Source organism: Vallitalea maricola (assembly GCF_036985595.1).
GTDB classification, from domain to species: domain Bacteria; phylum Bacillota; class Clostridia; order Lachnospirales; family Vallitaleaceae; genus Vallitalea; species Vallitalea maricola.
The window spans coordinates 190,142-201,961 of sequence record NZ_BTPU01000027.1 but is presented as its reverse complement, the minus strand read 5'-3'; the positions used below and the strand labels follow the sequence as shown (position 1 = coordinate 201,961).

The 11,820-nt window shown below is 29.0% G+C and carries 14 protein-coding genes and 1 other RNA gene; 2 read left to right on the top strand and 13 right to left on the bottom strand.

Annotated elements, in window-relative coordinates; translation table 11 throughout:
• Positions 1–218: 218 nt before the first annotated feature.
• A complete protein-coding gene (locus AACQ14_RS09580; RefSeq protein ID WP_339363360.1) occupies positions 219–1,073 on the bottom strand; it encodes an AraC family transcriptional regulator in 855 nt (284 codons plus the stop codon).
• Positions 1,074–1,277: 204 nt separating this feature from the next.
• Between AACQ14_RS09580 and AACQ14_RS09575 the strand changes: the two genes are divergently transcribed.
• Complete coding sequence (locus AACQ14_RS09575) at positions 1,278–1,505, top strand: hypothetical protein (protein ID WP_339363359.1); 228 nt, start codon at positions 1,278–1,280, stop codon at positions 1,503–1,505.
• Between the two features lie 41 nt (positions 1,506–1,546).
• Here AACQ14_RS09575 and AACQ14_RS09570 read toward each other — a convergent pair whose 3' ends face one another.
• The 8 genes from AACQ14_RS09570 to AACQ14_RS09535 all read right to left on the bottom strand — a co-directional run bounded on the left by AACQ14_RS09570 (position 1,547) and on the right by AACQ14_RS09535 (position 6,836).
• Positions 1,547–2,005 (bottom strand): DUF6144 family protein, encoded by a 459-nt coding sequence (locus tag AACQ14_RS09570; protein ID WP_339363358.1) that lies wholly within the window; start codon positions 2,003–2,005, stop codon positions 1,547–1,549.
• Positions 2,006–2,161: 156 nt separating this feature from the next.
• Positions 2,162–2,980 carry a creatininase family protein gene (locus tag AACQ14_RS09565; protein ID WP_339363357.1) on the bottom strand — a complete coding sequence of 273 codons (819 nt, stop codon included), beginning with the start codon at positions 2,978–2,980 and terminating at the stop codon, positions 2,162–2,164.
• Between the two features lie 165 nt (positions 2,981–3,145).
• Entirely contained in the window at positions 3,146–3,808 is a 663-nt protein-coding gene (locus AACQ14_RS09560) for a YEATS-associated helix-containing protein (RefSeq protein WP_339363356.1), read from the bottom strand.
• Between the two features lie 191 nt (positions 3,809–3,999).
• Positions 4,000–4,440 carry a GyrI-like domain-containing protein gene (locus AACQ14_RS09555; RefSeq protein WP_339363355.1) on the bottom strand — a complete coding sequence of 147 codons (441 nt, stop codon included), beginning with the start codon at positions 4,438–4,440 and terminating at the stop codon, positions 4,000–4,002.
• Positions 4,441–4,690: 250 nt separating this feature from the next.
• Positions 4,691–5,029, bottom strand: coding sequence for an SH3 domain-containing protein (locus AACQ14_RS09550; protein WP_339363354.1), 339 nt, complete (start codon positions 5,027–5,029; stop codon positions 4,691–4,693).
• Positions 5,030–5,187: 158 nt separating this feature from the next.
• Positions 5,188–5,979 carry a sugar phosphate isomerase/epimerase family protein gene (locus AACQ14_RS09545; protein WP_339363353.1) on the bottom strand — a complete coding sequence of 264 codons (792 nt, stop codon included), beginning with the start codon at positions 5,977–5,979 and terminating at the stop codon, positions 5,188–5,190.
• A gap of 117 nt (positions 5,980–6,096) precedes the next feature.
• On the bottom strand, positions 6,097–6,498 hold the full coding sequence (locus AACQ14_RS09540) for a hypothetical protein (protein WP_339363352.1): 402 nt from the start codon (positions 6,496–6,498) through the stop codon (positions 6,097–6,099).
• A 131-nt stretch (positions 6,499–6,629) separates the two neighbouring features.
• Entirely contained in the window at positions 6,630–6,836 is a 207-nt protein-coding gene (locus tag AACQ14_RS09535; RefSeq protein WP_339363351.1) for a hypothetical protein, read from the bottom strand.
• Between the two features lie 240 nt (positions 6,837–7,076).
• Here AACQ14_RS09535 and AACQ14_RS24755 point away from each other — a divergent pair, with 240 nt between their 5' ends.
• The gene (locus AACQ14_RS24755; protein ID WP_353514021.1) at positions 7,077–7,427 is read left to right on the top strand and encodes a helix-turn-helix domain-containing protein; all 351 of its coding nucleotides are present in this window, start codon (positions 7,077–7,079) and stop codon (positions 7,425–7,427) included.
• A gap of 100 nt (positions 7,428–7,527) precedes the next feature.
• Here AACQ14_RS24755 and fmt read toward each other — a convergent pair whose 3' ends face one another.
• The 4 genes from fmt to rnr all read right to left on the bottom strand — a co-directional run bounded on the left by fmt (position 7,528) and on the right by rnr (position 11,812).
• The gene (gene fmt / locus AACQ14_RS09530) at positions 7,528–8,469 is read right to left on the bottom strand and encodes a methionyl-tRNA formyltransferase (protein ID WP_339363350.1); all 942 of its coding nucleotides are present in this window, start codon (positions 8,467–8,469) and stop codon (positions 7,528–7,530) included.
• Positions 8,470–8,608: 139 nt separating this feature from the next.
• Positions 8,609–8,971: a transfer-messenger RNA gene (ssrA, locus tag AACQ14_RS09525) on the bottom strand.
• Positions 8,972–9,056: 85 nt separating this feature from the next.
• Positions 9,057–9,518 carry an SsrA-binding protein SmpB gene (gene smpB / locus AACQ14_RS09520; RefSeq protein WP_339363349.1) on the bottom strand — a complete coding sequence of 154 codons (462 nt, stop codon included), beginning with the start codon at positions 9,516–9,518 and terminating at the stop codon, positions 9,057–9,059.
• A 140-nt stretch (positions 9,519–9,658) separates the two neighbouring features.
• Positions 9,659–11,812, bottom strand: coding sequence for a ribonuclease R (gene rnr, locus AACQ14_RS09515; RefSeq protein WP_339363348.1), 2,154 nt, complete (start codon positions 11,810–11,812; stop codon positions 9,659–9,661).
• Positions 11,813–11,820: the final 8 nt, after the last annotated feature.

The window sequence follows — 11,820 nt, the reverse complement described above, 5'->3', positions numbered from 1 at the left end:
ATTTTGGTGCAAATACTATATGATATTTGCAATTCCATTTGGTATGTGCTAAATTTTTGTTGTCCATTTGGACTTCCTCCTTTGTCTATTATAGATGCGGTCGGCAAACCTGCTTCTATCTTAGCATTGGAGGTTATTTTTTTCTACTCATAGCTATAAGCTTTTTAGAACCACAGGCATAGCCTGTGGTATTCATTAATACAATAACATAACAAAAACTACTTAACTTTTTTAATTATTGGTAACCATATTTCACATTTATTTTGACCTATCTCTTCACTACTTTCAAAATAGACTTCAACATCTGGCGCATCAGCATATTCATAACCTGATGTTGGAAGCCATTCAGTTACAACTCTTTTTTGTAGAGCTTGCATTTCACTACTGATACATTCAAATATAGCCCACGTACACTCTGGAACTTGGTATTCTGACATACCTTCAGGTACTTCTTTATCGGTAGAAGCAGCTATATAATAATCAAAATCTTTGCCATTCATACAAGTACTCACACCTAATACTGCATAAGGCTCTTTATTCATCAAGGAACATATTTTAGGAAAAACATGACTTTTCATTGTCTTCTCCCAAAATTGTGGTATTTGCATAAAATTTTCTTCAATATTCAATAGATAATGTTCTTTTACTCCTACAATTCTAAATGTCTCTTTTTTCTCAATTCTGTAATTCATCTCAATTTCTCCTTTTACATATAGTTTAAAGCTGATAGGAGGATAGGCTTTTAGATGTGTATCAACAGATCTTCCTTTTGATGGAGACACCCCATGTATATTTTTAAAAGCTCTAGTAAATGCTGTTGGAGAATCATACCCGTATTTCATTGCAACATCTATGATTTTAATATCACTACTTTTTAAATCCAATGCAGCTCTAGTCATTTTTCTTCTCCTAATATATTCTGATAATGGTACTTCTGCAATATATGAGAACATTCTTTGGAAATGATATACGGAACAGCATGTAATTTTCGCCATGCTTTCTATCTCTATTTCACTATCCAAGTGTTCTTCAATATAGTTTATCGCTTTATTCAGCTTTTCAATCCATTCCATCCCATTGGCTCCTTTCAGAACAATTATATTATTTTATTCACGGATGTTCCTCTCATTTTCTGCACATAAATGAGAGACTATAAGAATTATGATAACCTCATAATTTTATCTATATTTCAAGAAATTTCAACAAATATCATATCGATTTAGCAAAAAAAATGTTATAATATGAAATTAATATGATATAAAGGAGGTACATTCAAGATGGCACCCAAAATTATTGGAATAATAGTACTTTCAATTTTAACACTAATTAACTTCTTTAAGTTATTAGGTACCTTATTCCTAATATTTATTCAACCTAACGAATTGAATTTTGAGTCAGGTTTTGCTATTGGTTCCACTATCGGTTCTGTATTAATGATGGCTCTTTTTATCTTTGGCATCGTCAAGATATCAAAATCATTAAGTACCACAAATCCTTCAAAGTAGCTGTATATGCTACTTTTTTATATTATACAAATACTTATTCATTATTCTTTTTTAGAAAGGTTATTATATCCTACTGTACAATAGCACCAAGTCTTAGTTGGTAGAGTACTAATAGCTTCAAGCATTGGACATGGACACGAATAATATTTTGTATGTAAATTCCCATCTTTAATATACCATCCTGCTTGATACTCATTCATTTTGTTAACAAAATCTGTCATTGATATAGAATTATCATAAATTTTCTTGATAAATGTTTTAGATTCTTCTAATTTCCCATTTTCAATACAATAACACCCCATCCTGATATTCTTTATCGTTTTTTCATCAAATTGTTTTTCAAGTTCAGTTGATATATGTTTTACCCATTCACTTTTTTCAACGGGTGTGGGATTAACTGGTAAATCAATTCCTAAAGCTATTTTATGTGCAACATCCAAACTACTGTATTTCTTTATATTATCAATGAGCTTTTTTACTTCTTTATTTATTAGCCTCAACCTCTCCCCCCTTAATTCAAAATACATCTAGCTATAGTCAATTAGCTTATTTTAATCAAGATAAAATCAATATATTTAATGTTAGCAGATAATATCGTCATAATCAATAAAAAGGACTTACTTCTATTAATCAAGCAAGTCCTCAATCTTATTATATTATAAAGTATTTTTTATTATTCTAGCAGTTATATCTGAAAAATCCTTTATGAACCCTCTAGCATCTTCCAAATTAATATTTGAAGGGTCACCACAGTACCCTAGGGGAGTTACTTCTTTAGCACTTTCCCCTCCTTGCTGCCATTTCCTTAAATCTTGGAAAGTTGTTTTTGATGATTTAAGTTTTCTTGCTTTATCTTCATCCACTAACTCTTTAAAGTCCAATAACATTAGACTTGTTTCAAAACCGCCAGCATGTATGTCTATATATTCTTGTTTATCATCAAAATCTCCATCATCTTCTTGAACTAATATGTATGGCTCCATACCGTCTAATCCATATGCATTTTTAAAAAACTCTGGAATTATATCGTAAGCATCTATTTTCATATCGGATTCATATATTTCTTTTGCTACATCTAAAATCGTCTTACAATGTAATGAATCTCCATGCATATTGATGAAAAAGACTTTTTTGAAACCCCATCCATCAAGACATTCAATGGTATCTTTTAGTACTGCTTTCATAGTATCCACTTTTACAGTAAAAGACCCTACAAAACCACCTGTAGCCTTATTTATACCCCAATAGAATGGAGGCGCAATTATAGAATCAATATTCATTTTACTCAAATCTTCCTGTATATATCTTAACATTGAATAAGTTAAATATGTATCTGTTCCCAATGGCAAATGAGGTCCATGTTCCTCAATAACTGCTATTGGAAATAATACTACTGCTTCTTTTTCTATGAATTCTTCAATTTCTTTGTATGTCATATCTGCCATAGTTTTATCAAAGATAGATTTGTTGTTCATATATACATCCTCCATTTACTATAAATTATTATTACCTGCAACAATATATCCTTATTGCTATCAGTGTTACAATACTATCAGAAATAATAGTTTATTTCAAATAAAATTATTACACTTAAATATAATATATATAGTAAATTATAGGTTGCTTTTGTTACCTTTCATTTAATCATTATTATTTTGAAAACCAATGTATTCTTTTCCTTTAGCTGTAATATAATACATATCTTTATCTTTTATTGATTTTGTTTTTATTAATCTCCTATTGATTAGACTTTCTATGTAATGTTCTATTTTGTCATTGTCTACTTTTAACTCATTTACTATACCATTTATGGACCTATAAATATATTTACTATTCTCAAAACTGATTAATATACTTATTTCAACATTATCTAGAAAATCATTGTTACCTCTCATTCTTTTTCTACTTTCAATGTTATCAGGCTCTACAGAGTTTTCAACTATAGGAGCAACTTCTTCCTCAACTCTATTTACTCTATCTCCAATTTCTTTAAGTATTTTATCAGATATTGATTTAATAAATGCTTTTGATGAAATAGATGCTATTAAGCAAAAACCAATAAATACTAACAACATATACTCATTAGTTTTTGATTGTTCAATAATATCACTTGATATCATATTCAAAAACAGTGGAACTAATAATGATGCTCCAATACCAGCAAAAATTGACTTAAGCAATTCTATATCAAATTTAAGTACATACTTCTTTTCTGTTTTGATACCATTTAATAAATAATTCGTAATACCTCCAAATATACCTACTATTAGTATAATGATTATGATTTTTACAAAATGATTCATTTCCTTCCTCCTTAATGAATTAAGAATTATGGATACTTTTATTTACATCTATTTTGGGAAATAAATTGAAATTGTTCTTAAGCTAATAATCTAACTTTGAGTAATAGATAAGATAATATTCAGCTTATGATTTTAGATAGGGTTATATTATGTGCTTAAAAATAGATATTTTAAAGAATTAATTTTATTAATTATACAATTTTAATTGGTACATAATAATCCATTTGGTTATATCCCATAGCTGTATTTGCTGATGGTGGAGTTATTATATTACCCAAATATGCTCTAGTCAAATCTTCGTCAAAACAGTCTTTTTCTTTGATAAATTCTTTTATTTCATTTAATACCTTAGAATTATCCTGTCCATCAATATCTGAAGCAACAGCATATAGTCCTCCAGGGAAATCAATAATTTCAAATTCATTAGGTATAGTCATGTCTTCACTGTAAATGTAATACCATACAAAACCACCTTTTTTCTCGTCATACCACAAAAAATCTTTTGGGAACATAGGTCTTGGTAAAGTACTGAACCATTCATCAAATTTCTCAAGTTTACCATCCCCAAACATTCCTACTTGAGAAGAAACCATTTTGCAAGCAGGTATTTCATAAATACGTACATTTTCCATCTTTTATTCTCCTTTCAAGTTATATTAGATAATTAAATAAATATTTTATTTAGCTATAAAATTATCTTATTTTATAATATCAAATTATTTATTTATATGCAAACACCTATATCCTTAATTTATTTCATTGATTATAATTATACCTTTCTTAATTAATTACGATATAGTTAAATAATATTACATAAAAATAAGCCTATAACCAAAAAAATTATAGTTATAGGCTTATTTTGAATTATGTATTAATCAGTTCTTAGTACTCGTTAACAAAATATAGATACCTGAAATGAACATATCCAAATTGTCCTGTCTTATATCTATATATATACTGATAAGCTCCGTCATTACCATAATAAGCTACTCTTTCTCCTTTATCAAACACTCCTAATATAGCTGAAGATGAATTTGGTTCTTCTCTAAAATATACGTTATCACCATATACATATCCATCTGATATAAATTCTTGTCCAATTGATTCAGTTAAAACCATATTATTCTTAGAATTATTCATTGTGTCTTTTGCATAAGTATTTTGACTAAATGTTAATATAACTCCCATCACTAGAAATAATGCTACTATCTTTTTACTCATAAAATCCTCCTTTCATTTTTGATTAATACATTAATATATTAACATTTAGCATGTGAATTTTTTGTAAATTGTTGAATATAAAATTCGCAAAATAAGACAAGTTTTTGTTATACTCTTTGTCAATTATGGTTTATATTATAAATATGTGATATATCAAGTTAATTATATTTAATTCGAAGGCTTGCCAACTTTTGTACCAATTCCAAACCTGATTTATATGTCATACTTAATAATTGTTCTGGTTCCTTATAAGAAGTGTGATCTGTTAACACTTCCATTAGTAATGGCTTGTAATAACTTATTTGAGCTAATTTTTTTAACATATAATCAAAATCAATAAATCCTTCACCTGGTACTACATGGTCAACAAATTCTTTAATCCTATCTGATATGTGAACAGCAATTATCTTATCACCATATGATTCTATCAAATTACATTTACGTGGTCCATCTATTTGTGCATGGGTAATGTCATAACACATACCAAAATAGTTTGTATCTAACTTATCTAATGCCATTTTTAATACATCTGTTGCACCATCTGGATGTAAATTTTCAATAGCATATTTAATATTATAAGTTTTTGCTATTGGAATAATTTTTTCACATAGATTCATTAATACTTCATATTTTGATTCAACTTTATCTTTAGTAATAAAAAAATCGCATGGATGTATTACTACTACACTAGCCCCCAATCGATAAGCTACCTCTGAACATTTTTTCAGTATGCTGAATGCCTCTGGATTATTAGCTACACAGCCATGAATTGTATCAACTTTCAAGTTATATTTATCAATTAATTTAATCAATCTATCTGGATTATATAGTAATCCATTATGATTATAATTACTACTTATCGATACGTATTCAAATCTGGCATTTTTTATCATTTCTAATTGCTTATGTAATGGTACATTATAATTGAAACAGGTTGATATTGAAATCATTGAATTTCTCCTATTCATTAATACTGTTAATATACTAATATTATCAAATTTTATTATTGTAATCTATTGGTTTTAATTTTCAGTATGTATTAATCAGTGCTTTAATCAATTATAAGACTATGTATTAAATTTACTTCTATTACTTGAATGATATAGTAACCATTCATCTACTTCATTTTTCAAAAAATATTTTTCATCATCAATTTCAATATAAGGCATATATCTATAAGTATCGTAGGTACTCAGTTTTTGTCTCTCTATCTTTTCTTTCTGTAATATTATATTAAGCTTATCTTGAGGGATACCTAAATATTGGGCAACCTCTTGCTCTGTTAATAATGCTTTGTCAGAAATATTCAAGCTGTCTACCTGACTTTTTAACTCTTGTGCTTCATTACCTACTTTACTATCACACTCTTTGTTTTTACTTTTTATAGCATTTCCTATCCAAACAGAACCAAAAATTATAGCCGCTGAAAGAATTAGGATACTTGTTATTAATAACTTATTTAGTTTCATCCAATCTCTCCTTTAAAATATTTTCCCGATATTACCAGTTAATATTAACAGATAATTTAATAATAATCAATAAAGCTTTCTCCTAGTAGTGAAGAAAGCTCTGTAAAAAATTCTATATCTTAATAACTATTTTAGTCATAACTTATACCCAAAATAATTTTATTAGCACATTTAAAAATCAAATTCTTCAACAAATTAATACTAATTATAAGCTCTCTACTATCTTCTGTAGTAAAAAAAGTACTATCTATATATAATTTAACTTGTTTAATAAAATAATAGCAGCAATCGATGAAATGACACATAGCTTCTAGTTCTTCAATTGAACCTACTTCCATAATATACATCACCCCTTGTTAATTTAAATATTTTATAATACATTTACAATTGTACAAAATTCATGCAATAATAAATATTTTTTAGAAGTGAGGGTTTAGAACGGTTTCACTAAATAATTAGATATGATATAATACAAATAAGAATTTATTAATTAATTACTATACTATATATAATACTACGGATTTCCGATTGTGTCAATACTAATTTACGGATTTTCTTATGAATTATAGAGAAAGGAGATTATTACTATTAGTGGCATAGGTGAACGTTTCAAAAAATGGAGACAAGAACAAAAGTTATCATCTACTCAAATCAGCAAAGATACAGGAGTAAGAGCTAGTACTATAAGTGATATAGAAACAAATAAAACTATTCCATCTGGAAAAACTCTTATTCCATTATATCGTAATTACAAGCTACCAATTACGTATATCCTTACAGGTGATGAAAATTCAACATTAAGCGATGATAAAAAAACATTACTTGATATATATGATGATTTGACTGAAATCAACAAAAAAATAGCTATGAGCGAAATTAATCATATATTAGAAATTCAAGAATTGAAAAAAGAGAAATTAAAAAAATAGGGTTTAAGGTTTGTACCTTTACCCTATTATTATTTTATTAATATTTACCAACCGATAACCACACACAAATTGCTATACTTCATGAGGAACTACTCATAAATCACCTGAATACCTTACCAATTAGATTGTTTTTTTCTTTATAACCATTAAGATAATCTTTCACACTCATTTTTTTATTACCTGAAGGTTTTATTGTTTTTAAAATAATCTCCCCATCAGATACTTTAATTACTATTCCATCCTTGTATACTTTTACTATTTCCCCATTTGATTTTTCTTTATAAATATCTTCACCTATAATAGCTTCGTATATTTTTATTTCTACATTATCTAAAATTGCATAAGATGATGGCCATGGATTAAGCCCTCTTATTTTGTTAAGTACTTCTATTTTTGTTTTATTAAAATCTATATGTTCATCTTCTCTTGATATATTATAACCAAATGTTACTTCTTCTTCATTTTGGACTATTCTATTTATCTGTCCACTTATAATATTTGGTAATGTTTCTATTAATAATTCTGCACCTAAAAGGCTTAATTTATCATGTAACGTACCTACATTATCAGTTTTTTCTATTTCAATGCTTTTTTGGCTTATTATATCACCATTATCCATTTTTTGACCCATATACATTATGGTTATACCTGTAGTGGTATATCCATCAATAATCGCTCTATGAATAGGTGCTCCTCCTCTTAATTTTGGAAGAAGTGATGCATGAACATTTATACAACCATATTTAGGATAATCTAAAATTTCTTTTGGGAGAAATTGACCATATGCACAAGTTATAATGATATCAGTATTTAAATCTATTACACTTTGATATTCGTTTCTTATTTTAGTTGATTGTATTAATTTTATATTGTTTTCAAGTGCGACCTTTTTTACAGCTGATTCTGTCAATACTTGTTTTCTCCCAACTAACTTATCTGGTTTAGTTACTACTGCTATTACATTAGTATTACGAATTAAGCTATTAAGTACATTTACACTAAATTCAGGTGTCCCCATAAATATTACTTTCAAATCTTTCATTATTAAGACCATTCCTTTCTACGAAAGGCACAAAAGAACAATGAAACCGAAGTGCTTTTCTGGTTATGATTTTCTGATATATTCTCTTTTCTTACAAATATATAAAAAATCCACGACATTTTCCTGTCGTGGATTTAAATAGTGGAGGTGAGGGGAGTCGAACCCCTGTCCGAAAACCCATCCATCCGAGTATCTCCCATTACAGTCGCTATTTTGACATTCCCTCCATCTAACGCCTAACGACAGGCTTTAGACTTCAGTAGCTTCATAGTGTCTTCCTCTCCCTCAAAGCTTTGGAAGTGAAGTTCCCCGTTACTTTTGGTGCCTCAGCCCTAGCTACGGGTCACTAAGGTGAGACAGCTACCTAATTAGGCAGCAAATGCGAAATTATTATTATTTTCGTCTGCGTTTAATTTAATTTACCAGGTTGATGACGCAGGCCCAGTGATCTGCGAATGGCTGCTCGTACTTCTGATGTCCCCGTCGAAACCAGTACACCCCCGTATATGATAATTAAGATTTTCTGCTACAACATTCATATAAAATGATCAGTAAGCTTAGAATCTTTAATTATTAACTAGGATTTATTACAGGTTACTGACTTTGAATCTTTTTTCTGCTTCACGACGTTGGTCTTTCTTAGCAATATCTTGGCGTTTGTCATATTTTTTCTTACCTTTTGCTATACCAATTTCCATTTTCATAAGACCACCTTTTAGATAGACTTTTATTGGAACAATAGTATAACCTTTGGTTGTAACAGCACCTTGTATCTTATTGATTTCATAATGATTCAATAAAAGTTTTCTTGTTCTAAGTGGGTCTTTATTAAATATGTTACCTTTTTCATAAGGACTAATATGCATATTCAAAATAAATAACTCACCATCAACATTTTTTATAAAACTTTCTTTAATACTGCATTTACCCATTCTAAGGGATTTTACCTCAGTACCTACAAGAACAATACCTGCCTCATAAGTATCTTCAATAAAATAATCATGCCTTGCTTTTTTATTTTGTGCTATTAATTTATAATTACTTGCCATAATATCACCACCATTACTTGCCGTGAGATATATTATAACATAAATTATAATTATTGCAAGTAATGTGATGATGAAATTTATATCTTAAATGTTATTTTATATATACTTTGGACAATTTTTTCACATTTTGTAATGATTTTCTATTCTTCTTCCTCTGTATCTTCATTAACTAATTCAAAATCAATAGTTCTCTCCACTTTGTTTACACTTAGAACTGCTATCTTAACAGGTTCACCCATTCTATATATCTTACTTGTTCGCTCACCTATGAAAATATGTTTCTTTTCATCAAAAATATAATAATCATCATCTAAAGTAGTAACATGAACAAGTCCTTCAACAGTGTTAGGCAATTCTACATATAAGCCCCAAGCGGTTACACCAGAGATAACCCCTTCGAATTTTTCACCTATATGTTTTTCCATATATTGAACTTTTTTAAGTTTTATAGTTTCTCTTTCTGCCTCTTCAGCGGTTCTTTCTGTTTCAGATGTTTGTTTTGCAACATTAGGCAATATAGCATTATAATGCCTGATTCTTTTTTCTTCCATTTTACCATTTAGATTTTCTTTAATAATTCTGTGTATCTGTAAGTCCGGATATCTTCTAATAGGTGAAGTAAAATGAGTGTAGTATTTGGTTGCAAGACCGTAATGCCCATCACCTGTTACTGTATAACAAGCTCGTTTCATTGAGCGTAGAGCTAATCTGCTGATAATAGCTTCTTCAGGCTTTCCTTCAATTTCAATTAATAGTTTTTGAATTTCCTTAGGATGTATTTCTCCTTCGCCTTTTATATTGTAACCAAAATTGTGAATGAAAGAAGCAAGAGTTGCAAGTCTTTCTGGATCTGGTTCTTCATGGGTTCTATATACAAAAGGAAGTTCCTGCCAAAAAAAATCTTCTGCTATAGTTTCATTAGCTAATAACATGAACTCTTCAATAATTTTTGTAGCCACATTTCTATCATAAGGAATGATGTCTATAGGTTCACCTTTCTCATTAAGGATAACTTTTGTTTCAGCAAAATCAAAATCAATAGAACCTCTTCTCTTTCTCTTAGCTCTAAGAATCGCTGCTAATTCTTCCATCTCTTCGAACATTTTTACAAAATCCTTATATTCACTTATAACTTCCTGGTCCTTGTCAGATAGGATTTTTCTAACATTGGTATAAGTCATTCTTCTATCTACATTTATAAGTGTTTCAGCTATTTTATGATTAACTACATTACCTTTTTTATCAATATCCATAAGACATGATAGTGCTAGACGGTCTGTTCCCATGTTAAGAGAGCAAATACCATTTGATAATTTATGTGGCAACATAGGTATTACCCTATCAACTAAATACACACTAGTACCTCTTCTTAATGCCTCAACATCAAGGGGTGACCCTTCTGTAACATAGTTAGTTACATCAGCTATATGGACACCTAGAGTAAAAGTACCGTCTTCATTTTTTTGAATGGTTATTGCATCATCTAGATCTTTAGCATCTTCTCCATCTATTGTTACCATTTGAATTTCCCTAAGGTCTAACCTACCAGCTTTATCTTCTTCTGTTACTTCAGATGGAATATAGTCAAGCTGGTTCATAACTACATCTGGAAATTGCATTGGCAATTCATAACTCTTTACAATTGATAATATATCTGTCCCAGGATCATTAATATGTCCGATTATCTCAATAATCTCACCTTCTGGATTTCTTCTTTCATTACCCCAATCAGTGATTTTCACAACTACTTTGTGACCTGATACTGCTCCTTTACTCTTGTTCTTAGAAATAAATATATCCTTGGTAAACTTTTTATTATCAGCAACAACAAATCCAAAATTTTTACTTTTTTGGTATGTTCCTATAACATCGCTATCATTACGCTTGATAATCTTTATTACTTCTCCCTCTTTACGTTTGCCCTTAGAATCTCTTCTAATAAGTTTTATGGCTACTGTATCATTGTTAAAAGCACCATTAACATATGGGGCAGGTATAAAGATATCATTCTCTTCACCCTCTATTTCAACAAATCCAAAACCTTTAGCATGAGCAATGAACTTTCCAATAATCATATTTACAGCTTCTGGTCTTGCATATTTCCCTCTTTTTGTTTTAATGATCTTTCCTTCAGACATCAATTGTTCTAATGTTTCTTCTAGTATGATTCTTTTTTCTTCATCACCATTAATACTTAATAGTATTCCTAGTTCTTTGATCTTCATTGGTTTATAATCTGTGTGATTAATTATCTCCAACAATACTTGTTTTTTTTCTTCTAATGTATTTTCCATATTTCACC

Bases quoted from the DNA above. Each gene is read 5' to 3' on its own strand.
- AACQ14_RS09580 (WP_339363360.1), bottom strand. From the start codon at position 1,073: ATGGAATGGATTGAAAAGCTGAATAAAGCGATAAACTATATTGAAGAA.
- AACQ14_RS09575 (WP_339363359.1), top strand. From the start codon at position 1,278: ATGGCACCCAAAATTATTGGAATAATAGTACTTTCAATTTTAACACTA.
- AACQ14_RS09565 (WP_339363357.1), bottom strand. From the start codon at position 2,980: ATGAACAACAAATCTATCTTTGATAAAACTATGGCAGATATGACATAC.
- AACQ14_RS09560 (WP_339363356.1), bottom strand. From the start codon at position 3,808: ATGAATCATTTTGTAAAAATCATAATCATTATACTAATAGTAGGTATA.
- AACQ14_RS09555 (WP_339363355.1), bottom strand. From the start codon at position 4,440: ATGGAAAATGTACGTATTTATGAAATACCTGCTTGCAAAATGGTTTCT.
- AACQ14_RS09550 (WP_339363354.1), bottom strand. From the start codon at position 5,029: ATGAGTAAAAAGATAGTAGCATTATTTCTAGTGATGGGAGTTATATTA.
- AACQ14_RS09545 (WP_339363353.1), bottom strand. From the start codon at position 5,979: ATGATTTCAATATCAACCTGTTTCAATTATAATGTACCATTACATAAG.
- AACQ14_RS09540 (WP_339363352.1), bottom strand. From the start codon at position 6,498: ATGAAACTAAATAAGTTATTAATAACAAGTATCCTAATTCTTTCAGCG.
- AACQ14_RS09535 (WP_339363351.1), bottom strand. From the start codon at position 6,836: ATGGAAGTAGGTTCAATTGAAGAACTAGAAGCTATGTGTCATTTCATC.
- fmt (WP_339363350.1), bottom strand. From the start codon at position 8,469: ATGAAAGATTTGAAAGTAATATTTATGGGGACACCTGAATTTAGTGTA.
- smpB (WP_339363349.1), bottom strand. From the start codon at position 9,518: ATGGCAAGTAATTATAAATTAATAGCACAAAATAAAAAAGCAAGGCAT.
- rnr (WP_339363348.1), bottom strand. From the start codon at position 11,812: ATGGAAAATACATTAGAAGAAAAAAAACAAGTATTGTTGGAGATAATT.